25 protein-coding genes are annotated in these 25,634 nt (G+C 36.4%); 11 read left to right on the plus strand and 14 right to left on the minus strand.

What is annotated here, in order from left to right; translation table 11 throughout:
• Positions 1–15 precede the first annotated feature (15 nt).
• Positions 16–411 (plus strand): VOC family protein, encoded by a 396-nt coding sequence (locus JKP34_RS04185; protein WP_201918006.1) that lies wholly within the window; start codon positions 16–18, stop codon positions 409–411.
• Here JKP34_RS04185 and JKP34_RS04190 read toward each other — a convergent pair whose 3' ends face one another.
• Together JKP34_RS04190 and JKP34_RS04195 are read right to left on the minus strand one after the other, a co-directional pair.
• Positions 412–996 carry a hypothetical protein gene (locus tag JKP34_RS04190; RefSeq protein WP_201918008.1) on the minus strand — a complete coding sequence of 195 codons (585 nt, stop codon included), beginning with the start codon at positions 994–996 and terminating at the stop codon, positions 412–414. It lies immediately after the preceding gene.
• Complete coding sequence (locus tag JKP34_RS04195) at positions 986–1,468, minus strand: RNA polymerase sigma factor (RefSeq protein WP_201918010.1); 483 nt, start codon at positions 1,466–1,468, stop codon at positions 986–988. The genes JKP34_RS04190 and JKP34_RS04195 overlap by 11 nt, the downstream gene beginning before the upstream one ends.
• Positions 1,469–1,588: 120 nt before the next feature.
• Between JKP34_RS04195 and JKP34_RS04200 the strand changes: the two genes are divergently transcribed.
• The gene (locus JKP34_RS04200; RefSeq protein ID WP_201918012.1) at positions 1,589–2,467 is read left to right on the plus strand and encodes a TraB/GumN family protein; all 879 of its coding nucleotides are present in this window, start codon (positions 1,589–1,591) and stop codon (positions 2,465–2,467) included.
• Positions 2,468–2,522: 55 nt separating this feature from the next.
• Here the strand turns inward: JKP34_RS04200 and map are convergent, their stop codons facing one another.
• Genes map through JKP34_RS04220 form a run of 4 tightly spaced genes read right to left on the minus strand, consistent with a single transcriptional unit; the run spans position 2,523 to position 4,274 of the window.
• Positions 2,523–3,314 (minus strand): type I methionyl aminopeptidase, encoded by a 792-nt coding sequence (map, locus tag JKP34_RS04205; RefSeq protein ID WP_201918014.1) that lies wholly within the window; start codon positions 3,312–3,314, stop codon positions 2,523–2,525.
• Positions 3,311–3,712: a BT0820 family HAD-type phosphatase gene (locus JKP34_RS04210; protein WP_201918016.1), complete on the minus strand. Its 402-nt coding sequence runs from the start codon at positions 3,710–3,712 to the stop codon at positions 3,311–3,313. The genes map and JKP34_RS04210 overlap by 4 nt, the downstream gene beginning before the upstream one ends.
• A complete protein-coding gene (locus tag JKP34_RS04215; protein ID WP_201918018.1) occupies positions 3,705–4,016 on the minus strand; it encodes a hypothetical protein in 312 nt (103 codons plus the stop codon). Before JKP34_RS04215 ends, JKP34_RS04210 begins: the two co-directional genes overlap by 8 nt.
• Before the next feature lie 30 nt (positions 4,017–4,046).
• The gene (locus JKP34_RS04220; RefSeq protein ID WP_201918021.1) at positions 4,047–4,274 is read right to left on the minus strand and encodes a hypothetical protein; all 228 of its coding nucleotides are present in this window, start codon (positions 4,272–4,274) and stop codon (positions 4,047–4,049) included.
• Positions 4,275–4,445: 171 nt separating this feature from the next.
• Between JKP34_RS04220 and JKP34_RS04225 the strand changes: the two genes are divergently transcribed.
• A complete protein-coding gene (locus JKP34_RS04225) occupies positions 4,446–5,594 on the plus strand; it encodes a 1-acyl-sn-glycerol-3-phosphate acyltransferase (protein ID WP_201918023.1) in 1,149 nt (382 codons plus the stop codon).
• Positions 5,595–5,602: 8 nt separating this feature from the next.
• Here the strand turns inward: JKP34_RS04225 and JKP34_RS04230 are convergent, their stop codons facing one another.
• Positions 5,603–6,154, minus strand: coding sequence for a hypothetical protein (locus JKP34_RS04230; RefSeq protein ID WP_201918025.1), 552 nt, complete (start codon positions 6,152–6,154; stop codon positions 5,603–5,605).
• 20 nt (positions 6,155–6,174) lie between these two features.
• Entirely contained in the window at positions 6,175–7,212 is a 1,038-nt protein-coding gene (locus JKP34_RS04235) for an RluA family pseudouridine synthase (RefSeq protein ID WP_201918027.1), read from the minus strand.
• Between the two features lie 106 nt (positions 7,213–7,318).
• On the opposite strand from JKP34_RS04235, the gene JKP34_RS04240 reads away from it, so the two are divergent.
• The 5 genes from JKP34_RS04240 to JKP34_RS04260 all read left to right on the plus strand — a co-directional run bounded on the left by JKP34_RS04240 (position 7,319) and on the right by JKP34_RS04260 (position 10,979).
• Positions 7,319–8,197: a hypothetical protein gene (locus tag JKP34_RS04240; RefSeq protein ID WP_201918030.1), complete on the plus strand. Its 879-nt coding sequence runs from the start codon at positions 7,319–7,321 to the stop codon at positions 8,195–8,197.
• The gene (locus JKP34_RS04245; protein WP_201918032.1) at positions 8,194–9,354 is read left to right on the plus strand and encodes a hypothetical protein; all 1,161 of its coding nucleotides are present in this window, start codon (positions 8,194–8,196) and stop codon (positions 9,352–9,354) included. Before JKP34_RS04240 ends, JKP34_RS04245 begins: the two co-directional genes overlap by 4 nt.
• Positions 9,355–9,389: 35 nt before the next feature.
• A complete protein-coding gene (locus JKP34_RS04250) occupies positions 9,390–9,878 on the plus strand; it encodes a TlpA family protein disulfide reductase (RefSeq protein ID WP_201918034.1) in 489 nt (162 codons plus the stop codon).
• 1 nt (position 9,879) lies between these two features.
• Positions 9,880–10,476 (plus strand): thioredoxin family protein, encoded by a 597-nt coding sequence (locus tag JKP34_RS04255; protein ID WP_201918036.1) that lies wholly within the window; start codon positions 9,880–9,882, stop codon positions 10,474–10,476.
• A gap of 74 nt (positions 10,477–10,550) precedes the next feature.
• The gene (locus JKP34_RS04260) at positions 10,551–10,979 is read left to right on the plus strand and encodes a hypothetical protein (RefSeq protein ID WP_201918038.1); all 429 of its coding nucleotides are present in this window, start codon (positions 10,551–10,553) and stop codon (positions 10,977–10,979) included.
• Here JKP34_RS04260 and JKP34_RS04265 read toward each other — a convergent pair.
• The 4 genes from JKP34_RS04265 to JKP34_RS04280 form a co-directional block, all read right to left on the minus strand.
• Positions 10,976–12,460, minus strand: coding sequence for a GH3 auxin-responsive promoter family protein (locus JKP34_RS04265; RefSeq protein ID WP_236664886.1), 1,485 nt, complete (start codon positions 12,458–12,460; stop codon positions 10,976–10,978). The two genes, JKP34_RS04260 and JKP34_RS04265, sit on opposite strands and share 4 nt — an antisense overlap.
• Positions 12,461–12,493: 33 nt before the next feature.
• Positions 12,494–13,225, minus strand: coding sequence for an LPS export ABC transporter ATP-binding protein (lptB, locus tag JKP34_RS04270; protein ID WP_201918042.1), 732 nt, complete (start codon positions 13,223–13,225; stop codon positions 12,494–12,496).
• Positions 13,226–13,293: 68 nt separating this feature from the next.
• Positions 13,294–15,003 carry a single-stranded-DNA-specific exonuclease RecJ gene (recJ, locus tag JKP34_RS04275; RefSeq protein WP_201918044.1) on the minus strand — a complete coding sequence of 570 codons (1,710 nt, stop codon included), beginning with the start codon at positions 15,001–15,003 and terminating at the stop codon, positions 13,294–13,296.
• Between the two features lie 65 nt (positions 15,004–15,068).
• Positions 15,069–18,107, minus strand: coding sequence for a CHAT domain-containing protein (locus JKP34_RS04280; protein WP_201918046.1), 3,039 nt, complete (start codon positions 18,105–18,107; stop codon positions 15,069–15,071).
• A gap of 217 nt (positions 18,108–18,324) precedes the next feature.
• Between JKP34_RS04280 and JKP34_RS04285 the strand changes: the two genes are divergently transcribed.
• Positions 18,325–23,451: a leucine-rich repeat domain-containing protein gene (locus tag JKP34_RS04285; RefSeq protein WP_201918048.1), complete on the plus strand. Its 5,127-nt coding sequence runs from the start codon at positions 18,325–18,327 to the stop codon at positions 23,449–23,451.
• A gap of 1 nt (position 23,452) precedes the next feature.
• On the opposite strand, the gene cdd is transcribed toward JKP34_RS04285, so the two are convergent.
• Complete coding sequence (gene cdd, locus JKP34_RS04290; protein ID WP_201918050.1) at positions 23,453–23,926, minus strand: cytidine deaminase; 474 nt, start codon at positions 23,924–23,926, stop codon at positions 23,453–23,455.
• Positions 23,927–24,108: 182 nt separating this feature from the next.
• Here cdd and JKP34_RS04295 point away from each other — a divergent pair, with 182 nt between their 5' ends.
• A complete protein-coding gene (locus tag JKP34_RS04295; RefSeq protein WP_236664887.1) occupies positions 24,109–24,426 on the plus strand; it encodes a hypothetical protein in 318 nt (105 codons plus the stop codon).
• Between the two features lie 45 nt (positions 24,427–24,471).
• The gene (locus tag JKP34_RS04300) at positions 24,472–24,975 is read left to right on the plus strand and encodes a hypothetical protein (RefSeq protein ID WP_201918054.1); all 504 of its coding nucleotides are present in this window, start codon (positions 24,472–24,474) and stop codon (positions 24,973–24,975) included.
• Here the strand turns inward: JKP34_RS04300 and deoC are convergent.
• Entirely contained in the window at positions 24,972–25,619 is a 648-nt protein-coding gene (deoC, locus tag JKP34_RS04305) for a deoxyribose-phosphate aldolase (RefSeq protein WP_201918056.1), read from the minus strand. The genes JKP34_RS04300 and deoC overlap by 4 nt on opposite strands.
• Positions 25,620–25,634: the final 15 nt, after the last annotated feature.

Genomic DNA, 25,634 nt, shown 5'->3' on the forward strand with positions numbered 1-25,634 from the left:
TTTGTATATTAATGCATGGAGATCACTCAGATTAAGGAGACATGCTTTTATTCCACTCAGTTGGAGTTAATCAAAGAATTTTACCATAATAAATTAGAACTTCCCATTATAACTGAAGTACCTGACAAACTCATTTTCTTTAGAGCGGGTAGTTCTGTTTTACTTTGCTTTAACCCTGAGTATTCAGAAAATCAGGAGGTGCCGCCACCACATTATGCTAAGGGTAAACCACACTTTGCCTTTGAGGTAAAAGCAACTCATTATGAGCATGCAAAGGAAGAGTTAGCTACTAAACAGATAGAGATAACTTATGAACATACCTGGCCTAGCGGAAAAAAGTCAGCTTACTTTGAAGATCCGGAAGGGAATGTACTTGAAATTGTACCTTCAGGATTGTGGGATAAATTGTAGTTAACTCTCCAGCTCTTTTATTATCTTTTTAAGTCTTCTCAATTTTCTACCATATAACAGATAGATAAAAAAGTATGCCAATGCAATAGAAATAATGGCTACTACTGACCAATAGTAAATATCCTCATTAAAGCTTTTTTGATCTATTACGCCAACATGGTTACCAAGCATAGTCTCTCCTAACTCGTAACCAGCATAAAGGCTAATAAGCAAAATGAAGATGGCTGCTAAATAGTAATGTAGAATAAACCTTTTAAGTGTGGCATAACTCTCCTTAAGATATTCATATACATTGAGTTCAATTCTGTGATTGTATAGTTTCTCAATTAGAAAATGATAATACAATAAAATAGGGATAAGCATTGCTGAAAGAATAAGGGCAAGCTTATAAACTTCCATCCAAACGCAAATGGCAACCAGCAGTGGACTTACAATCATATTAAAGATATGTTCAAACCGGACTGCTTTCGTTAGTTTCTCAACCAGATTTAATGATTTCTTGTTGATGATTTTCTCAACTTTTTCATCAGATATTTCCACAGGCTGACTGGCAGATTCCCATATGTTTTTTAGCTCATCCTGCATACATTTTACTTTTAAGTTCTTGCTTCAATCGGTTAATCTTAACTCCAATATTTGTTGTTGTAATACCTAATATGTTTGCCATCTCTTTATAGCTTTTATCTTCCAGATACAGCAGAATAATCGCTCTATCTGTTTTTTTGAGTGTTTTTATGGCTGCATATAAAGCATTAACGCGTTCCTGCTGATGATCATCTACATCATCTGCTATGTCATAGTTGGGCTGATATTCATGAGTATCTACTCTTTTTTTCTCCTTTCTTAGTTCAGAAAGACAAACATTAAGAGCAATACGGTAAATCCATGTTGAAATTTTGGAGTGGCCTTTAAAGGAATCATATGCTTTCCAAATTTGGAGTGACACCTCCTGGAAGTAGTCCTGAAACTCTTCTTCATCATTGGCATATGCTCGACAAATTTTGCCAATTATATTCTTATTTTCCTCTAAAAGTGTTTTAAAATCAACTTTTTTCATCAGGCTTAACCATGTGCATGGTTAGTTACAAAAGAGAGGTTTTTATTACAAAAAAGTTAAAAATATTTGTAATAAAATCTTTAGAGCTAGCACTTATTGGGTAAAACAACTTTAAAAACAATGAAAAAATTAATCTCAAAGAAAATCGGATTTGTAATGTTCTTGCTATTGGTAGGAACCTCAGTAGTAAACGCACAGGTGCCTGAGGCAAAAGGTGTTTTATGGAGAGTATCAGGTAATGGTTTAGAAAAGGATTCTTATGTGTTCGGTACTATGCATTTAATATGTGAAGATGATTATTTTATGTCAGATGAGGCAAAAGCAGCCATTCAGCAAGCTGATGAAGTAGTACTAGAGCTAGACATGGACGACCCGCAAATGATGGTGAAAATGCAACAGCTTTCTGTTGATCCTAAAATGAGAAACATTAAGGATGATTTAACGGAAGAGGAAGTTGTTATTGTTGATAAATTCTTGAACGATAATTTTGGGCAGACTTTAGCACAAATAGGTATACTAAAGCCCTTTCCCTTAACATCAATGGTTTTAGTAAAGGCTTATGAATGTGAAAATACCAAACAGTATGAGGCTGAAATAATGAATTTAGCACATGAAGCTGGTTTAGATTTAAAAGGATTGGAAACTGTAGAATTTCAATTTGGTGCACTGGACAACTTCAGCCGTGATGAACAAATAGCTTCTTTTGTAAGACAGGTGAAGAATCCTGAAGCTGTTACTTTGCTGCTTGATAAAATGGTTGATACATACAAAAAACAGGACTTATCTGCGCTCTATAAGATAATGGAGGACTATGAAGAGTTTGAAAACTTCAATCAGATTATGCTAGCCGATAGAAATGCCAATTGGATACCTAAAATTGAAGAATATGCAAAAAAGGGTAGCGCTTTTATTGCAGTGGGTGCTGGTCATTTGGCAGGTGAAAAAGGAGTTATCGCACTGTTACGAGCAAAAGGCTATAAGGTAGAAGCAGTAAATTAGGTGATAAATAAGTGAAAAAGAAAGGCTGATTCTTTTAGGATCAGCCTTCTTTATTTTAATAAACTTCAATTCCCTTTTTAGCAAGTGCTTCTTCCACATAATCAAAAGTGGACAGTATATCGGGCTTGCCATCCACTATGGCAACATCATGTTCGAAATGTGCGGAGTATCTACCATCACCAGTTACTATAGACCAACCATCAGGTAATTGTCGGATAGCGCGAGTTCCCATGTTTACCATAGGTTCAATAGCTAGTACCATGCCCTCTTTTAGTTTAGGGCCTCGTCCTTGCTTTCCGAAATTTGGCACTTCAGGTGATTCATGCATTTCTCTACCTAAGCCGTGCCCCACTAATTCTCTTACTACTCCATAGCCATGCTTTTCGGCATGTTGTTGTATGGCATAACCTATATCACCAATTCTTTTTCCTGCACTACATTGTTCAATACCTAAATAAAGTGACTCCTTAGTTACTTTTAAAAGTTGCTTTACTTCATCATTTACCTCACCAACGGCAAAAGTGTAAGCATGGTCACCGTAAAATCCATTCATTAGTACCCCACAATCAATTGAAATCACATCACCTTCTTTAAGAGGATCTTTTGAAGGGTAGCCATGAACTACTTGCTCATTAGGGCTCATGCAAAGTGTATTAGGGAAATCATACATTCCTAAAAAGCCTGGAACTCCTCCATGATCACGGATAAATTCTTCAGCTTTTTTATCCATATCTAAAGTGGTAATTCCTGGTTCAAGCATTTCTGCCATTAGGCCTAAAGTTTTTGATACCAGCTGTGCGCTTTTACGCATCAACTCTATTTCTTCCCTGGTTTTAATATGAATCATTTAAATAAATCTTTTAGCTTCTCCCAAAACGATTTTTTCGGAAGTGTATATTCAACCGGATTATCTCCTAAAAGTTCCCAGACTTTACTCCAGCCTATAAAACCGCCAATATTTCTGTCATCAATAAAGATGTCAGCATTTAATTTAGGGCTCTGGCCTTCTTCCAGCCTTTCTTCGGGGAAGTTTTTATTAACAGCATAAAACTCAATTCCCTGTTCTTTACAAAAAGTAACTGCTTCATTTAATCTTTCTCCCTCTCTAACAGTCCATAAAATAAGCTGGTGTCTGTTTTTTTGTAAAGCCTGCAAGGTTTCGATGGCAAACAGTTGTGGTTTCCCAATTTCAGGATACCTATCTTCTACAATAGTACCATCAAAATCTACAGCAATTTTAAGCATCTTTGTTTTTGTAATGAGCTCTAATTTTAGCCTTGAGCATTAACCTGTCATAGATTAAACTCGCAATCTTTTCAGCGGGTTTTCCGGCATTATCAATCTGCAAAGTTAAGGCAAATTCTTTTTCTGGCACATCTATTCTGTACAATATCTGTAACAAACGGCTGAAATCATTGTCTAAGAGTTGAGCAATGAAAGGGCTAACATGCTCAATAAATGCTTCTTTTTTACTTACTTTTTCAGGCAGGAAGTTAAGCTCAGGTATTGTTTTTTGTGAAAGGACTTGAAGTGCATGGTTAACTTCCATGCTACAAATGAACTAATTTATGCTGAAATTCTAAAAACTTGTTTCAAGCATATTACCACTTTTGTGGAATTGGAAATCGAACCAATAGTTATATTCCTGGTAATCCACGCAATCAGTCATGGTAATATTATTGATTGTTAATTGCTGAAGACTTGTTTCAGGAATCCAGTGCATAAAAGCCTCCTGCTGTTCAATGGGAAGACTTGAAACTTGAATGAAACTAAGATTGGTACTGTAGTTAGGGCTTACTTTGAACATTTCTTCAATATTTTCCTCAAAATTAGGTAGTTAAGTATGAAGTTGTGTTAAGACGCTGTTAATCATTTATTATTGTTTCGTTCCTCAGTTAGTTATAGCATCACTCATTTTTAACTGATAAATGAGGGCATTTCCGCTTAATTTTGCTTATTTCGTAGCTTAATGATTACTATGGAGTATCAGGAAGCATTCAATGACATAAGGCCATATCATGATCATGAGGTAAATGAGGCGGTTAACAGGCTTGTTAAGCATCCTTATTTTAAGATGGTTACTAACAGAATATTCCCTGACTTGAGTTATGAGGGTCTGGTGGATGAACTCTCTTCAATCAGCTCCATAAAGGAATTTCAGTCTGTTATGATGTACCCTACTGCAAAAAGGGTATTAAATAATAGTGCTGAGGAAGTGAGTTTCTCAGGTTTCGATAGATTGACTGCTGACAAATCCTACTTATTTATATCCAATCATAGAGATATTGTGCTTGATTCAGCAATCCTGAATGTACTTTTATATGAACATGAGATGGATACTACAGAAGTTGCTATTGGTAATAATCTATTAGTAAACAACTGGATTGAAGATTTAGTAAAGCTGAATAAGAACTTTATTGTTAATAGAAATATACCACCTAGAGAGATGTACTCTTATTCGCAGACATTATCTGCTTACATAAGGTATACAATCACACAAAAGAATACATCAGTATGGATAGCCCAAAGAGAAGGTAGAACCAAAGACGGTAATGACCAAACCCAGCAGGGCTTGCTAAAGATGATTGGCTTGAGTGGAGAAAAGGATTTTTATGACAACTATGCTCCTATGCGCATTACGCCTATGGCTATATCTTATGAATATGATCCTTGTGATGTTTTGAAAGCAAGGGAGTTGCATCAAAAGCTGAGTGGTCAGAAAGTAGATAAAACACCTGAAGATGATTTACAAAGTATGATTGCCGGTATTACAGGTGTGAAGGGCCGCGTACATTTAGCTTTGGGCAAAATCTTGGATGAGAAACTTCAGGACATTAAGCAGATAAAGAATAAAAACGACCAGATGCAGGCGCTGGCCGATTTGATTGATGAACGTATCCACAAAAATTATAAACTTTGGCCTACCAACTTTGTAGCCTACGATATGCTGCATGGTGAAAAGTTCACCGATAAATATTCACAAGGTGAGAAAAACGACTTCTTAGATTACCTGCACCGACAAGTAGATAGTGTAAAGGGCAATTTTGAACAGTTAAAAGAACCGCTACTCACTATGTATGCTAATCCGGTAGTTAATAAAATGAAAATCGAGGAAGCGGAGCTTTAATGAGTTACTTAAAATAGCTCAGCACTTACACCAAATACCATTTCTGCATTTATATCAGTTTCGGAAGCAGTGGTTTCTCTAACCTCTATTTCATACCGTAAACTGAATTGATCTTCTACCACATAACTTTTAATATTTTCCCCAGTAGTTTCTAACATTAATGTTGAGCCTACATTTTGAGGGATATTAGTTCGTTCAGCCAACAGAATCTCACTTTCAGTATTTGTGCTTATGTAAATTTTAACACTGCTTAAAAATGAGAATGTTCTATCCGAAGGATTTGTAATAGATAAATTCAGCTCATTCAAAATAACTTCATCAACTCTTTCAGCACTTGTATTATTATTTTCAAATTCTTCTTGTGAAGAACTCTGAATGCTTGGAGTTGGTAAATTATCTAACACGCCTATCGGAGCAGAGCCGGGAATAGAAAAATTACTTTCTTCTGTGTATTCAAAAGTGATCGTATCGTTGATCTTGTCTTCAATATCGCATGAACTGAAGATCATCATAACCCCTAAAAATAAAGCTGCTGTCGTGGTTTTAATTAAATATTTCATACCATACTAACAGCGAAGTGCTAATGATGTTGTATGTAATTTTCCCATCGTTCTATAACCTGTTGAAAGTCAGAAGGAAGTTCTGATTCAAATTGAACAGTTTTATTAGTAGTTGGGTGAATAAAACCTAGAGATTTCGCATGGAGTGCTTGTCGTGGTAATACTTTGAAACAATTATCAACAAAGGCTTTATACTTGGTGAATTGAGTCCCTTTTAGAATTCTATCACCTCCGTAAGTAGCATCATTAAATAGAGGATGTCCCAGGTACTTCATGTGTGCTCTGATTTGATGTGTTCTTCCAGTTTCAAGGTTACATTTTATCAAAGTTACGTAGCGTAGCCTTTTTATTACTTCATAATGGGTAACGGCACGTTTGCCAAATTCACCTCCCGGAAAAGTATCAGTAACTCTTCTATCCTTTAAGCTTCTGCCCAAGTTTGCATCAATAGTACCATTGTCTTTTTCAACTTCACCCCAAACCAGCGCATAGTAAGTTCTTTCAATAGAGTGATCAAAGAATTGCTTAGCAAGTGCCGTCATCGATTGTTCGTTCTTGGCAATCACTAATAAGCCGGAAGTGTCTTTATCAATTCTGTGTACCAAGCCTGGTCGGCCTTCGTTACCTTCCATTTCAGGAAGATTCTGAAAGTGATAAGCCAGCGCATTTACGAGCGTACCAGTCCAATTCTGATGAGCAGGATGAACCACCATACCTGCTTCTTTATTAACAATAAGCAGGTCTTTATCCTCATGAATGATGTTAAGTGGTATATCTTCAGGTTTAACCTCTGTATCTCTTGGAGGCTCAGGTAGGGCTATCACTATATCGTCTTCAGGATGAACTTTATAATTTGGCTTAATTGTTTCCTGATTCACCTTTACAAAACCATCTTTTATAGCTTTTTGTACCTTATTCCGGGTTACATTAGGCAACCTATCCATCAAGAATTTATCAATTCTTAACAGTTCCTGCTTTTTGTCCACTTTTATTTGATAGTGTTCAAAAAGTTCATCCTCTTCATTTTCTAATTCCTGATGGGTACTATCTAAATTCATTCAGCAAAGATAATAAAAGTACTTGGTGAGCGTCATTCATATTAATGCCTTTATTTTGATGGGTAGTTTATTTATAGGATATTTATATAGGTGTTTTGAATAATTTATGAAGATTTATACAACTTTAATTTTGTGGACGGCATTTATGCTGAATGGTTTTTCACAGCCTCCATCTGATAAATTAAAGAAAAATCCTTACAAAAATTCACAGTGGTATATTGGCTTGGCAGCTGGAGTTAACTACAATACAGTTAATGTAATTAATGAATATAGTATTATACATGCAACTAACAGGCTGGATGATGAACTGTATAGAAAAGATTATACTTTAACTAATAACATATCAGCTACGTATGGTTTGAAACTGATGTACCAGTTTGAACAAAGGTTTGTGCTAGGTTCAGGCTTGCTAATCAATGAGTTGCGTTTCAATTATAACCAAGAGCTGCCAGGAAATACGCGAACTGTAGTTTTTCAGCATGATCATCATTTAAGATATCTGGATTTACCCATATACTTTAGATTTATGATTAGGCAGGTTAATTCACGCATGTGGAATAGAAGCTGGAAAAAACCTGGAGTACCTCCAATCATTCCATTTGTACAAGGTGGCTTAAACTTCAGTTTTCTAATAAACGCCAATAAAGAAGTTAGCAGATCGGTTATAGAGAATGATTTTGAGGTGCAAGACCTAAGTTTTTCTGAGGATGTCGGAGGCCTCTTACAATCAACAACTGTTGGCGCTTTTATTGGCTTTGGGGCTCGTTTTAAGCTGGGTAATGTTTATTTAACACCGCAGCTTAATATAAGAAGAGGTTTTTCGAACGTGACAAATGATGAAACACGCTACACCAACGACAACCTGACACAAAATGCTTATGATGTTTTTGATGATAAGAGCTTTACTTCTTTGGAAGCAGTCGTAAGTATTTTAATCCCGCTCAAGTATTTAAGCAAAAGAGAATTTATTCCTGTTGAAATATGAGAAGTTTGCTGATTATAGTACTCGTATTTTTACTTGTAGCCTGCTCAGACAAGCCTGAATCATTTCTGCCTAATGAGAAGTTTAACAGCATTTTCGAGAATCCTTCAGAAGGAGTTAATTACGAGCCATTAGATATTATACAAACCGAAGATAACGGCTATCTCATATTGGCAGAATCGGCCTTGGATGCTGTTTTTATAATGAAAATTACTAGTCTGGGACAGTTAGCATGGAGTACAACAATGCCTGCAACTTTTGAAAACCCTGTAGCTGACTTAATATTTAATGAAGGTAAATATTACTTTATAGCTTCAACTCAAGCTGATCAAACGGCAACTTTGATAGAAGTTGATGACTTTAACCAATCTGTTACTCCAACTCAAAGAACTTATGTAGGGTATAGAAACCCTCTGGCTTTTGGTAGAATGAATCCTGAGAATTTTCTGCTGCTGAACTATAATGATACAACCGGCCCTGTATTAAGTAAAATTCAGTCAGGTTTTGGTCAGGAATGGGCCAGAAGATATGATAGTACTGCCATTGAAATAGATGCAATTGATGAAATCAGAAATAATACATCAGCAAATTTCTTTGTAGGTGGTTTTGATAATGGTGAAAATACCTATTTCCATAGTTTAAGGACAAATGGTTATGCATTGACTTTTACTGATGAGCAGGGTATAGAGACGGGTAAAGTGAGTGGTACGAGTGAAGATAAAGTAATCTCTTATGCCTATTTGGGCAATCAGGCTGGGGCTATTAACTATGTTGTGAATGGGAATTCTTTTTTTCAACTGGCAATGCCTTTGCAAAACAATGATTCTATCTCTTTGAATCAAGTAGGAGGTGAAAGCTTGATTGATAAAACTGAAAATGATAATGCTCAAATTATAAATACAGAGGTAGTTGCTACAGCGAATATTATCAACCTTTATGGTACTGTTGATGGCAGAATAAAATGGACGAACTATGCTGTTGGAAGTGGAAGTATTCAACAAATTGATTATGTAGGAGGTAATGATCCTCTTAAAGTAAAAAAGGCTATTGGCACAAGAGACGGTGGCATTGCCATACTTGCTAAAATTACCATAGCTGGCTCTCGTGAGCGTATAGCAGTTCAAAAAATTCCGAGAGAAGAATTATTAGGAATCAACTAGCCAAACATCAATTATCGAATTTCGTTATAAGCCACATGTCAAGAAAATTTCTTTCCATATTACTTTTTATACTAATTATTTCTACGGGATCACTGGCCCAGTCAAATAAAGTGAAAGTTATTAAAGTGCCTGAAATGGTGAAGCTCACCAAGGCTAAAGATGATCAAGTGAAGGTGATAAACTATTGGGCTACCTGGTGTAAACCTTGTATTAAAGAACTACCCTATTTCGTCCAGGCCGCCAAGCATTATCCAAATGTAGAATTCATTTTCATCAGCTTAGATTTTGCTGATCAAACCAAACGGGTAAATAGCTTTGCACAAAAAAAGGAATTAACTGTAGGTGAGTTATACTTAATTGATGATCTGGATTATAACTCATGGATTGATAAAATATCACCTGAATGGTCTGGTGCTATTCCGGCAACCATGATAATAAATGGGGATCAGAAGAAATTTTATGAACAAGAGTTTCATGAAGGCGAATTGACCAAGATAATAGAAGAAACACTAAACAATAATTAATATGAAAAAGTACGTTTTTTTGACTTTGATAAGTCTGTTCGCGCTGGCATTCACGCTAGATAAAGGCGGATATGAAGTTGGCGATAAGGCTTCTGATTTCTCATTAAAGAATGTGGATGGAAAAATGGTTTCTTTAGCTTCTTATGAAGATGCTAAAGGTTATATAGTGGTTTTTACTTGTAACTCATGCCCCTACTCTGTTGCTTATGAAGATAGAATAATTGCTTTGCATGAGCAGTATGCGGATAAAGGCTATCCAGTAATTGCTATCAATCCTAATGATGAAGAGAAATCTCCCAAAGACTCTTATGACCTGATGAAAGTTAGAGCAAAAGAAAAGAATTTCCCTTTTGCTTATGTTTATGACGAAACTCAGAGTATAACCAAATCTTACGGAGCTACCAATACACCTCATGTTTATGTATTGGATAAAGACAGAACTGTTAAATATATTGGTGCAATTGATAACAACACAAGAGATGCATCAGCTGCCGATAAAAAATATGTTGAAGATGCTGTTGATGCTTTGATTAAAAGTAAAGAAGTACCTACCAAAAAAACTAAAGCTATAGGGTGCACCATAAAGTGGGCCTCATAAGAAATAAATTAATAAAGCCTTCTTGAATGCTCTTAATGACTTTTGAGAAGGCTTTTTATTTATAATTTAATACATTGAGAAGACATAAAAACCTAATTGTATTAAGTAGGCAGCATCATCAGATGCTCGTACTGGCACAGGTGTTAAAAGCCGATGTGCCTGATTACAAAAACATGCCTAACACAGTGGAGGCAAAAGCAGGTTTCTTGAATCAGAAACTAAAGGACCTCATTCTTCCTAACTTTAAAATCCATAAGAATAGCCTGTATCCTGCATTTATTGAATGGGGTTTCTCTGGTAGCAAACTGATGGATGAAGTTACAATGCAAGAGCATGATCTTATTCAGGAAATTGTTGGTCCAGAGCAACATAATGAAGAATCGCTCAATGAAATTGGCTATGCCATAGAGCAACTAGTTCGTAAAAAAGAAAGATATTTATACGAGGCTGTTCAGGAGGAGTGTAAAGAACAGCTCGATCAGTTTGAGCTTGAAGAAGTCTAGTACATATGCTTCAGTAAATCTTCCACATATTCCCGGCTGTTTGATAAGCGAGGGACCTTATTTTGACCACCTAATTTACCTCTACTTCGCATCCAATTATAGAAAGTGCCTTTTGGTGCTTTGTGGATAATCAATCTGCCTAAAGCAATATCTTTTTGTCTTTTTGCATCATAATCAGAGTTCAATCTTCTTAACTCTTGGTCAAGCAGGTCAGCGAAAGCTTCCAGATCATCTGGCTCTTGAGCAAACTCAATTACCCACTCATGGGCGCCACTCTTACCATGCGAGAGGTATTTTGGAGCTGCCGTGAAATTATCAATAGTCACGTTGGTTTGCTCATTTACAATAGCAATGGCCTTCTCTGCATTTTCAATCATCAGTTCTTCACCGAAAGCATTGATAAAGTGCTTGGTTCGACCACTAATTTTTATGCGGAAAGGATTAAGCGAAGTAAATCGGATAGTGTCTCCAATTCTGTAACGCCATAAACCTGCATTAGTGCTAATTACTACTTCATAAACCTGATCCAATTCAACCTGATCTAATAATAGTGTTTTTGGCTGTTCATTATCACTTTCCTCAATAGGGATGAATTCATAAAAAATACCGTAGTCAAGCATCAGCAACATTTCATCAGAATCAGATTGATCTTGAATGCCAAAGAAACCTTCAGATGCATTGTAGGTCTCCACATAATTCATTCGTGGTGACTTTATTATATCCTCAAATAAATGTCTGTACGGAGTAAATGACACTGCTCCATGAATAAACAATTCAAGATTAGGCCAAACCTGGGAAATGTCTTTCTCTCCTGTTATCTCCAATATTCTTTGTAAAAGCACAATAGTCCAGGTAGGAACACCAGAAAGACTTGTAACATCTTCTTTAATGGTGGCCTGAGCCATAGCTTCAATCTTTCTTTCCCATTCATCCATTAAAGCAATTTCTAAACTTGGAGTTCGGATGATTTGTACCCAGAAAGGAAGGTTTTTCATGATTACGGCAGATACATCACCGTAGTATGAATTAGAGTTATTATCAAATTGATTAACCTGCTGGCTACCACCTATACTCAAATTTTTACCAGTGAATAGACGTGATTCAGGATTGTTGTGGAGATAAATAGATAGTAAATCTTTACCTCCTTTGAAATGACAATCTTCAAGGGCTTCATCGGATACAGGTATAAATTTACTTCTGTCATTCGTGGTGCCTGACGACTTGGCAAACCACCTGATTTCTGTAGGCCATAGAATGTTCTGTTCTCCTTTGAGGAGCTGATCTATATAAGGATAGATTTCTTCATAAGAATGAAGAGGTACTCTATTCTTGAATTCGTTGTATGACTTGATTTCTTCAAAACCATACTCTTTACCAAATTTGGTGTTTCTTGCTCTGTAGGTGAGCCATGGAAGCAATTCGTTCTGAACTTCATTAGGGTATTTGATGAAAAGCTCCACTTCGTGGATTCTCTTTTTCATCACCCATGTCATTATTGAGCTCAGAAATTCCATTTATATCTTTCTTTTAAGTTCGAAGTGTTTACCTAAGTACACGCGCCTTACTTGCTCATCATTAGCAAGGTCTTCTGCTGTACCAGCTTTTAGCAATTTACCTTCAAACATAAGATAAGCTCTGTCAGTAATGCTAAGGGTTTCATTTACATTATGGTCGGTAATGAGTATTCCAATATTTTTTTCTTTTAGTCGAGCCACAATGGTTTGAATTTCTTCCACTGCAATAGGGTCAACACCTGCAAAAGGCTCATCAAGCAAGACAAATTTTGGATCCATTGCCAAAGCACGTGCGATTTCAGTTCTTCTTCTTTCACCACCGGAAAGTACCTGACCCTTATTTTTACGCACATGTGTCAAGCTGAATTCTTCCAGTAGAGATTCCATCTTTTCCTTACGCTCCGCATTGCTAATTTTACGCATTTCAAGAACAGCCATCAGGTTTTCTTCAACTGTTAATGTTCTGAAAACTGAAGCTTCTTGCGCTAAGTAGCCAACACCTCTTTTAGCACGTTTGAACATGGGTAATTTGGTGATGTTTTCGTCATCAAGGAAAATTTCACCATCGTTGGGCTTTACAAGGCCTACAATCATGTAAAATGAAGTTGTTTTACCGGCTCCGTTAGGACCTAATAAACCTACAATTTCACCTTGCTCAACGCTTACTGAAATATGATCAACTACTGTTCTTTTTTTATACTTCTTAACTAAGTTCTCAGCTCTTAAAATCATCTGTTATGCTTCTGTTTGCCAGCTTTGCAGCAACAAACATACCTGAATTATCAAAGGAATAAAAATAATTATATTCTGCGGATATCTTTTACAACAAGCTGTAAAGATTTTGTTCCATTAAACTCATTCATTTGGATAGTGAAGGCTATTTCAAAGTCATTTTGATTGTTTAAAATGGGTAAAGCGTCCCGCATGCCAAAAGCTAAAGCAGTGAATTCCACCTTGCCATGTTTATCTTTAACATTAAACTTAAGATGTTGTTCTTTTAAAATTTTCACCTCGCTGACCAATTCCAAATCTTTTGCTGCAAATACAGGCTGCATATTGTTAGGTCCGTAAGGATCCATTTGACTAAGAATACCGAAAAACTTATCAGTAATCTGATCCAGGGCTATGTAGCTGTCAACTTTTACTTTCGGGATAAGGTCTTCATCATTGATGGTTCGCGAAACTTCCTGCTCAAATTTTTCTACAAAAGCGTTAATGTTTTCAATGGGCATTGTTAAACCTGCTGCATATTTATGTCCACCATATTGACTTAATAAATCTGCACAATTACTAATGGCCTGGTGAATATCAAAACCATGTACAGAACGTGCAGAGCCTGTGGCCTGCCCATTAGATTCGGTTAGAATAATAGTAGGTCGGTAATACTTTTCAATACAACGTGAGGCGACTATGCCAATCACCCCCTTATGCCAATTTTTTTGATACAGTACGGTAGTCTTAGCTTTTAAATTCTTTTCAGTACTTTCAATAATTTGAATTGCTTCTTTTGTGATGCCTTGGTCAAAATCCTTTCTTCGGTTATTCTTATCACCAACTTGCTGAGCTATTAACATAGCCTCTTCCTCATTTTTCGCAATGAGTAGTTTAACGGCTAAATGTGCATGATCAATTCTACCTGCAGCATTAATTCTGGGACTTACCTGAAATACCAGATGAGATATTTCGACTTTAGACTTTACACCTCCTAAATGAAGCAATGCTTTAATGCCTGGTTTTGGGTTGAAATTTATTTTTTCTAAGCCGTAGAAAGCCAATGTTCTGTTTTCACCAGTAACGGAGACGATATCAGCAGCAATGCTCACTGCCACTAAATCTAAATATTCATAAGCTACATATTCAGCTAAATTTAACTTAGTACATAGAGCTTGAATGAGCTTAAAACCAACTCCACAACCTGATAATTCTTTAAAAGGATATTTACAGTCTGTTTGCTTAGGGTCTAATACTGCTAAAGCGGGAGGTAGTTCCTTTCCTGGTAAATGGTGGTCGCAAATGATGACATCAATACCTAATTCTTTGGCATAGCGTATCAACTCCACCGCTTTAATACCGCAGTCGAGCGTAATTATTAAACTTATGTTATTTTCTTTAGCGTAATCAATGCCTTGTTTTGATAGACCGTAACCTTCTAAGTATCTGTCAGGAATGTAATAGGTTAAATGAGTGTACTGAGAATTTAAGAAACTATACATGCTGGCAACTGCGGTGGTGCCATCAACATCATAATCTCCATAGACCATTATGGATTCATTTTGGTCAAAAGCAGTCAGAATTCTTTCTACCGCCTTATCCATATCCTTCATTTTGAAAGGATCATGCAGTTCTTCCAATTGTGGTCTAAAGAATGCTTTGGCTTCATCAAAAGAGATTATTCCTCTTTGTACTAAAATTTTAGCTAAAGTAGGATTAACATTAATTGATTTTGATAGATCAGTTACCTGATTTTCATCAACCTCTTCAGCTAAAACCCATTTCTTTTCTACCTGCATTTTGCAAAGATAATATGATCAACCGAGTTTAGTAGTTGGTTTGATGTACTTCTTAGTTGGTGAAGTTATTCACCGACCATAACAAAAGCACCCCAATAGAAAGGGTCTTTGTACTTATCTTTAGTGAAGTTTTGAGCCATTAAGAATGCCTCTTGTTTGGTCTTACCGCCTAACCAATGCTTGTAAAATTCTGTCATTAGTTCTTGAGTGGCGGCATCATCTACAGACCATAAACTCATAATGATTGCATCTGCACCTGCTACAAAGAAAGCTCTTCTTAGTCCGTAAACCCCTTCACCATTTTTTAAATCGCCCAAGCCTGTTTCACAGGCTGATAAGATGACTAGCTCTGTGGCATTTAAATTTAAATTCATGGCTTCATAAGCTGTTAAAATCCCATCTTGACCAGTCTCTTCATCTACTCCGGATGTTATAAATGAATTGGCTCCAGCTAAAATCATCCCGGACTTTAATAGAGGGTTTTGTGCATATTTATCATCAGCCGATTCAACTTCAGATTCAGCATCTTCCAAAAAGAAACCATGTGTAGCAATGTGAAGCACTTTAGGATTGTTAACCCGTTTTACGGCTAATTCATCAGCCTCGTTAGCAAGGTTCACTTTAGGTGCATCATTGGTGAGTTCTTGATAAAGGATGTTAATTTTTTCAACCTCTTCTTTTGTGCCTGGTAGAGCAGTTACTAATGAATTTCCTCTAATGTAGCGCGATAAACTTCCTCTTAAACCTCTATCAAGACTTACGTTATTAGCGATTTCTGAGGCATCAACCTGCTGTGTTTCATCCTTATTATCCAATCCTTTGTTATAGTTAGGAAAACCGAATAAGGCCGATTTCCCTGCATCTGCATATTTCGAATTGTCAGGATTTCTTAGGGCTATCAAATCTTTTGTGTTGGTGAGCAACTGGATATTCTGCTCTTCCAACACATATTTTTGTGTTTCATTATTATAAAGCGAGTTGATACTTATCTGATTGTAGATACCATCTGGTGATAAATAGATCAAATTGTATTTACTGGTTTTGGCCGCTATAGGTTTCCAGTACTGGCTGTAGCTGTATTTGTCCTGAACTTTATATTTAATAGCATTTTTATAATTCTTGATATATTTATTTTCTAGATCAACTCCATTTTCAAACAGCACTAATTTGGGGTTTTTAACCTCTTTGTCTATAAGTAAAGCTGCATAGAAAACCTTGTCTACAAATTGCCCGCTGCTATCTGGGATAAATTTTCTAAATCGAATCATTTCAATGGCGGCTTCACCCTCTTTCAATTCTTTTTGGATATCCTGCCAAACTAGCTTTTTATTATTGTATGCTTCCGAAAACTCGGCTGACTCTCTGCTTAGCTGCTTCTCTAAAGTATTAGCTTTTTGCTGTAAAGAGTCTAGATTTAAGGGGTCTGTTTCTATTTCTTCAGCTGTTAATGAATAGAGCCTTGCAATTTGTTCTTTAGTACCGATCCAGCTTTCATAAACGCCAATAAGTGTTGAATCGCCACTATTGAAAATTTGGTCTCTTGCTTTTTCAGTAGCATACATAATCAGACCTTTAGTCGCCAGCTGATAATTATACATGTCAGAAAGCAATTCAGGTTTGTCTTTGTAGTTGTTGATTACAAAGCTGTTATATTCTTCAAAAGTTGGTCTTAAGGTGTTAGTATAGAAATTAGCCTTTTCTTGCTCGCTTAAGGCAGGGAAATAAGCCTCAATTTGTGCAAAGTAATTGTCGAACGTCTCTTCATAAAATGCCTGTGCTTCTTTGGTGTTGTTCTCAAACCAATTGAGTTCTGCAAGTTCTTTAGTTGCTTCAGCATACAGCGGATGCGTATTGACCAAGTACTTTTTCCTTATTTTGTAAGCTTCGTTTAAGTATTTTCGGGCCAGTTTAGCATCATTGGTTTTAAAGTAAATTTTGCCGAGGTTAAATTCATATTTTGAATATTCTGGAGAGCTTTTAGATTTTTCCAGTTGGAAAATTTTCTTGGCTTCTGTCAAGTCACTAATCGCTTGCTTAAAGTCACCTGTCGCTGCATAGATAGTGCTAGCCCTATTCTTGAGAAACTCGGCCTTTTTTATTGGAATTTCTTCTAGCAGGGCTAACGCTTTATTGGAATACGTTTTGGCCGAGTCTATTTCTCCAATATTGAAGAGTATCAAAGCTTTATTTTGTAGTCTGTTGGCTTCGTTTATGGCCGAAGAAGCTTCAAAGTTGATCTCAGAGATAAGGGCTAATGCTTCATCATAAATTCCCATGCGCCAATAAAGCATTGCGAGGTTGTTTTTCATGATGTCTATTTGGCTTTCTAGACCGCCAATCTTTTTTGCTAATGCGGTAGCAGAGATATATGATTCTTCGGCCTGACCATATTTTGATTTAAGAAAATATAAATCACCGAGGTAAATTGAAGCCTGTAAGTATTGAATGCTGGTTATTCCTAAGTTCTTTCCAATACTATAAGCCTTGTTAAAGTAGAGGTCCGCTTTGGAATAATTACCTAATTGTAAATAGGCATTTCCCAGTTCTTTATTGATTTCGAAGCTTACATTTTGATTTGGGCTATTTAGACTATTTAGTGTTGCGATTGCCTGTTTTTCTTTACCGGCATTTGAAAGTATTTTGCTGAGTTCAATTTTTGAAGAGGTAATAATTTCATCTTCAGGTTCCAGATTTTTTTCATAAAGACTAATGGCAAAGTTTATCTTTTCAATAGCCTTATTAGCTTCACCTAGCAAACTTAAATAGTAAGAAAGGTTATAACTGAGGTCTGCCATAATAAGAGGATCAGAGTTGGGTAAATCCTTTCTTAACTCAAGCTCTTCTTCCATTATAGTTAAACCCGCTTCGATTTGATCCATCGCTAGGTAAGCATCTCCTAAAAAATAAAGTAATTCTGCAGAGGTGCTATCTTGATTCTTTTCACTGTATGTTTTTATTTCAGTAGCACTGTTGATAATTTCTTCAAATTGTTGCGCATTGAAGAGGGTTTCAATGGCAGAAGGTAGTTCTGAGGACTGACCAACAGCAATTGAAGGACTTAGTGAAACAAGGTAAATAGTCAATATGTAGTAAAAACCTTTCATCTCTTTCGATTTTCCTTTTTCTAAATTAAGAGGTAATTCTCTTTAATTAAGCTAACCTTTTTAAATTAACTTATGAATAATGTTAATTTAATTAAAATTTTCGATGAATAAAGTGCTTCAACCCATCAGGTTAACTCTTTATAAAAGTTGATTAGCTACCTTTGATCTTACATTGTTTTTTATTAAGTAGAAATATCATTTTTAGAATTTCAGTTAGATGAAAAAATTTATACTTCTTCCACTAACCTTATTAATGTTTAGTAAGCTGTCTTGGGCACAATGTCCCGTTGAAAACTCCTGGTCTTACGGTGCCAGCGGTGAAGCTGAATTTAGCCATACATATTACGAGGGTGAATCTGCCAACATTTTTGCTATTGGTTATTTTGAAACGGAAATCACTTTAGGTGGTATTAATTATACCACACCAAATGCAGGTGAAATAGGAAAGTATGTCGCAATTCTAGACACCTTAGGTAATTTAATTGATAGCTGGCAGATTATGCCGGGCTTCAATATTGTAGGCGGTGGGGCAAATCAAAGAGGGTATTTTGAGCCTGGCGCTTTTGTCAATAGCTCGGAAATCTTTGTTCCAACGACTTATCAGGATGCTGATGGAAATTTTGTTTATGTAGTTGAATCATACGATTTGGCTGGTGGTCAGCAGTGGTCAAAAACTTTTCAAGGAGGACCAAATGAATATGGCAATTTCGGATTTGATGCTATTGCGATGGATGGTCTTGGAAATTTAATTCTGACCGGAGTTTTTCATGATAAACTTTCTTTTGACGGAGATCAGGGTGTTGAGGAGGTTGGCACCGATGGAAGTTCAACAGCCTTTATTATGAGTCTTTATGCATTTGATGGCTTTATTGATGTATTTGTACCTATCACAAGTAATGGCGATATGGAGTTGTTCGGTTTGGAAACGGATGAAAACGATGGTGTCTATGTAAGTGGTAATTCTTACGGAGCAACTTCAATTGATATAGATGGAAACGTGACTAATTATACTGGTGGCAATTCAGGCTTTATTTTTAAGATGACTTTCGAATATGAGACTTTCACAGGTACGTTAGACTGGATTAACATTTTAGAATCAGATATAGGAGTGGAAATTCCTGCTTTGAAATATGAATATGATCCTCTTGGTAGTTCAAGATTGCATTATGCTGCTGTTGATTATCCTGATGATTCAGCGGATGGTACTATTGTAGATTCTAAAGTGGGAGCATTAAATGTGTTCGATGGAGCAACCATATGGCAGCACGAGATGGCTGTTCCTGGCTGGTATTATTTAACTTATACTTCCTGGTTGGATCCTCAACAACAATCAATATACTATCCTGTATGGGCGAAAAGCGGAGCTCAATTCCAGTCTGAATTGTACATGGATGGAACTCTGTTGGAGGATAGCATCAGTAGTCTTGTTATTGTTCAGAAATTTAATACTTCAACGGGTACATCAGAGGTAGTTAGTCCGACACTTTATTCTTTTATCGGAGATGTTGCAGTATTAGGTAGTGGAAGCGTTTATGCACAATCTAATTACACAACTGCAGGAGATAATGTTACACTTGGTCAACTTAATCCAGCCTCTTACCCGTTTTTTTATGGTTATATTAATAACTCAGGTAGTTCTAATACTACTTTGGATGCCGTTTTAGAAGCTTCAACCAGTTCTAATGCTGGTACAGTGGTATATCAGTGGTACAAAGACGGTAATGCAATAGCGGGAGCAACTGATCCAACTTATATTCCTGTAGATACAGGTTTCTATAGTGTTGACATTATCAATACCATTGGTTGTAATTTTAAAACTAAGTCTATTAAAATTACTGAGCTTTCCGACAGGCAACTTGACTCCTTAGCACTTCTTGATTTCTATGAGATAACTAATGTAAATGATACTTCATGGACAAATACTAGCAACTGGCTTACAGGTACACTTGATAGCTGGTTTGGGGTTACATTGAGTGCTGATGGTACCAGAGTTGAAAGTTTAGATTTAAATAATAATAACTTACATGGTAGTATTCCTGCCTCAATCGGAGATTTGACCGGACTTACACGCTTACATCTTTATGGAAACAAATTGAGTGGAAATATTCCTATTGAGGTGGGTAATCTTGTAAATCTCCAAGAGTTGATTTTGCATACCAATCCACTTACGGGAAGTATTCCTGCTGAAATTGGCAATTTAACTAATCTCATCGATCTAAGGTTGTCAGCCACGGAGCTATCTGGAAGTATTCCAACGCAAATAGGTAACTTAACAAACTTGGAAATTCTTTATTTAGGTTTTTCTCAATATAACGGTGTAATCCCAGCGCAAATCGGTAGTTTGACTAAGCTTCGTGAGCTTGATCTTCAGACAAATCAATTTGAAGGACTAATACCTACTGAATTAGGTAACCTAACTGCTCTCCAAACTTTGGTTGCACGCGATAATAACCTTAATGGTGAACTACCTGCCTCATTGGAGAATTTGAGCAACTTGACTTACATTGATATATCACAGAATAACTTTTCTGGTAATTTTCCTGATATCATCCACTTACCAAATATTGAAAGGATATATGTTTACGATAACCCATTATTGGTAACGGAAATCCCTACAGACCTAGATCAGTTGACTCAACTAAGGTCCTATCATATTGATTATACAGCAACTATAGGTGGAGAGCTACCTCAGGTAATATTTGATGCAACTTTTATGGAGTCTTATGGGCTTAGCGGAATGGGTTTTACTGGCAGCTTAACGGAAGCTAATGTGTCTCAATTAACAAACCTTAATTCACTATATATAAATGGGAATTTATTGACAGGAGATTTACCTCAAGCTTTTGTTGATTTAGCAAATTTAAATGCGCTTGATGTTTCTAATAACTATTTTACCAGTCTTCCTGATTTTAGTTCAAGTGCTACAATGCAGAGTTTAGTGGTTAATTCTAATCAACTTGATCTGGCAGATCTACTTCCTAATGTACAAGGAGACATAGCAAACTTCGTATATGCTCCTCAAAGAAGGATAGGTAGTAATCAAGATGTTACACCAACTGTTGGAAGTGATGTAGCACTTTCAACAGCTATTGAAGATGTTAATGGAGCTAGTTACCAATGGTTGTTTAATAATGATACGCTTAGTGGCGCGAGTAATGCCAGTTATGATATAATAAATTTCAATTCGCTAAAGGCTGGTGCTTACGTACTGCAGGCATCACATCCTGATTTACCTGAATTGGTATTATTATCGGCCTTTATTAATGTGAAAGCCAATATTAACGCTTCTCGATTTTATGTAGATAATGATGCTACACATACTGCAGATTTCAGAGATATTTATCAGGCAGTTTCTGCCACTAAAGAGGGTGATACCATTTATGTAGCAGGCTCAGAAATATCTTATAACGAAGCTGCAGTTTTTAGTCCTCGCATTATTATAGGGCCAGGCTATTTCATTGAGGAAAATGCAAATACTCAATTTAATAAGGAGAGTGCAAAAACGCCTTTTCTTAACATAACGAAAGATGCAAGTGGAACATATGTATATGGTATGGAGGTTGAGGCAATTTACCTTAATAATCAATCATCAAGATTGCCTGATACGCTAAAAAATGTACATCTGGAAGGTAATAAGATTGACGTTATCTCTATGGGAGATAAGAATCAGAATATTGCCATAACTAGGAATTTCATTAATCTACTTCAGATTAATTCCACAACTCTGTTGGGTGTTAACCGAACATATGATGACATATTTGTTTCAAATAATATAATTGATACGGTAACTACCCTTTTTGCTGAAATTAGTGCTGCAGAAAATGGTTTAAATAATTTCAATTTTGATTTCAATACCATCAAATATGTTTCTGATAGCATCAATGATGTAGCTTTTAACAATAACATTATTGATGTTAACCTAAGCGGTAATTCAAGTGGAAGTGGAAATATCACTTTTGGTGAGGCCAACTTTACCAATGCGTCTGGAAGTCTTACTTTCGATAATGATTTTATCCCTCAGAATAATACCCTTAATAAAGGTGCTTTTGGTGGTGATTCCCCCTATATTCTTAGTGGGTTACCTCCATTACCCCACGTTTACGATGTTGTAATAGGACCAAGGTTATCGGCAACTGTAAGTGCGGCTAATCAAAATGGAAATAATATAAGTTCAATAAGGTATCTTTTCCGAAGAAATAATGTTAACTCTAACGCTTATAATGCTAGTGGTTTTGATGCAGGGCAGGATATTAGCATTCAATTTCTACCTAACAGAACTGAATTAGAAGCAAATCAAAACTATGAGTTGGTTTTAGTCGCAATTGATAATGAAGGTAAGAGAAGTCATAGAACCTACGTGCCTTATGATGCTATCGCGGCCAACTTATCCGGAAGTGTAATAGACGTAAATGCTTCTGCAGTTAATAGTTCTACAGTAAGACTTTTCGAAATAAACCCTTATGCAGATAAGTATGATACAGCGGCTGTTCTGGTATTGGAGAATAATAATAATTTCCTTTTTGAGAACCTCATTCTCGGAGACTACATTATACTAGCAGATCCGGATCCTGAAAATCATCCTGATTTATTACCTACCTATTTGGGTAATACCATCGATTGGGAGCTTGCAGAAACATTGCTTCTGGAAACCAATACTTCAGGAGTAGTAATTGAGGTAGCTAGCGAACCAGAAGAATTCACTGAACCGGGTTCAACGATTTCTGGGATTATGTTCGAAGATTACGATGATGCTGATAGTTCATTGAGGGTGCTACCTAGAAGAAGGGTTAGTGGATCAAGTGTGACAATTAGAACTCGTTCCGGATCAGTAAGAGATGGTTCAAGCCTGAGGTTATTAGATGATGGTGATCTGGTAGCCTTTACCAAAACTGATGAAAATGGTGAGTTTATAATTCCTAATCTGCCTGCTGGTGAATACAGAATTCAGTGTGATTATCCTGGTGTGGAGGTAGATGAAACAACTGATATTTTCTTTAGTGTGAGCGGTGATATAAATGAAGAGGTCACCGTTGAGGCAGTGGTTGAAGATGGCAAAATAACCGTTACTGAAACAGGAAGAGTGACTGCCAACAAACCTAAAGAGGCAACCACTTTCAAATTTTATCCAAACCCCGCCAACTCGTCAATATATTTACAGCTTGAGAATAGCTACAGCAAACATAAAGTTCGTATACTAACTGTAAATGGCACTGTTGTGAAGGAAACTGTGATACCTGAAGGGATAAGCACTTTAGATATAAAAGAGTTGAATGCAGGTATTTATTTGATTCAACTTCAGGATGAAGCCGGTAATTACTTTATCTCTCGCTTAATAAAGGATTAAATTAGAAGACGAACGAGAATGGAAAAAGATTAGTAGCACTTTCCATAACAATAAAATTACCAGAGGCATCAGTAAAAAGAATTTCAAATTTTTGCTGATGCCTTTTTTCAAACTCTAACATTACCTGGCGGCAGCCACCACATGGAGGGGCGCTTTGCAGAATATCTTCACCGGCTTTTGTAGCGCAAATTGCTAATCGCCTAAATTTAGTTCTTGGTGCATGTATGCCTGCTCTATACATAGCAGTACGTTCTGCACACAAACCGGCAGGGAAAGCCGCATTTTCCTGATTGGTACCAGTTATTACAGAACCATCTTCTAGTTCAATAGCGCAACCTACTGTAAATTTCGAATAGGGTGAATAGGATGATTTCCTGGCATTAAGTGCTTCATTCCATAGCCTCTGATAAACTTCAGGTAGCTCATTAAAATTACTGAAGCTTTTGTAGTTGATACTTAGCGATTCACTTTTCAATAGTCCGATTTTTAAAATTGGCCTCTAAATATACAATTACCTTACATATATCCACATATTTTTTCAATGATTAATTCCAAATGCAATATTTGTAGCTCAAGACGTTACGATACTGTATGAAAAAGTTTGTTTTATATTGTTTGCTGTCCTTTCTGGTTTTCTCTTGTTCTAATAAGACACCGATGCAGTCTAATAACCAGAATCAAGGTCCTTCATCATTAAACCCTGGACAACCTACTGCGCGTAACTATGGAGCTAACCCAAATAAGAAAAGAAGCTTCTGGGATATATTTAAGAAGAAAGAGGTTAACTGGGGAGATCAGCTAGTTGCTGAGTACCATGAAAGAATGGAACAAAATGCAAAGGAAGCCAAAAAGAAGGCGAAGGAGATGGAGAAGCCTCAGTATTCTAACTTCAGATATTTTGGTCATAAGAAGAAGCCAAAGAAAAGACCTCCTGGTAAAATGAAATTCTGCGAAGAATGTGGTATTAAGCACTGATATTTTTTTCGGAATACCTTATCTTTGTTAAAATTCTAATACTGCATGCAAAGAAAGTTTTTTCCTTTTGACAAGAATTATCTACTAGAGCAAGCTCAGCTTGAAATGAAGCATGAACTTAGTTTGTACTTGGTTGAGCAGGTTAAGCAAACCTATTTATTGCGTTATAATCCTTTGGGTTTGATAGATAAGTCGATAGAAAAAATTGTTAACACCACTGAATATAGCCTTGTGGAAGTTGGTGAGCTCTATGAGGAAATGGCAGGAATATACCGCTACAAATTCAGCTCAAATCAATTAGAGTTGCTGTTTGATGGCAAAGATCATTTAGAAAAATATAAAGAAGACTGGACCATGGCTTTCAAAGAGTGGCTTTTTGAATTCGGTAAATCAAAGAATTTCTTAAAAGCAGTCTTAGAAGCTACTATCTTTTATCCTGAAGATAAGCAAGCGCAACTAGCCTACAGCCGATTAAGGAACTTCATTTCTGAACAATTTGGCTTAAAAGTTTACAAGTATAAGGGCATTATCCCTATGAAAATAGCTTAAGGATTTAGCAGTGCTGGTCCGTTGGAAGTCCCAATTCTATCGGCACCTGCCTCAATCATTCCTAGCGCTTGTTCGTAAGTTTTTATTCCCCCGCTAGCTTTAATGCCTACATGGTTTGGTAAAGTCTTACGCATCAACTTTATATCTTCCGCCTTAGCACCTGAAGAGGCAAAGCCAGTAGATGTTTTTACAAAATCGGCACCCGCATCTGCACAGATTTTGCATAAATCGGTAATTTCATCATGGTCAAGATAGGCCGTTTCAATAATTACTTTTAGCAGTTTCTCATGTTCGTGAGCCATCTTACTAAACTTGGCAATTTCAATTTTAGGCCACATCATTTGGGCTTTATAAGCAGAGATATTCAGTACTAAATCCAGTTCATCAGCACCATCTTTTATGGCTTGATTCATTTCGGCTTCTTTGGTTTGGCTCATTTGGTAACCTAATGGGAAACCTATGACTGTAACCAGCTTAATATCCGATCCAGATAATTCTCTTTTAGCTTTTTTCACCCAAAATGGGGGAACGCACACTCCTAATAAATTATGTTTCTTTGCTTCAAGAATTACTTTTTCTACATCCACATCTTTAAGTGTTGGGTTAAGAACAGTATGTTCTATATAATTTTGTATATTTCTCATATTGAGGTTTAGTTA

The sequence above is a fragment of the Marivirga atlantica genome, from assembly GCF_016734805.1.
GTDB classification, from domain to species: Bacteria; Bacteroidota; Bacteroidia; order Cytophagales; family Cyclobacteriaceae; genus Marivirga; species Marivirga atlantica.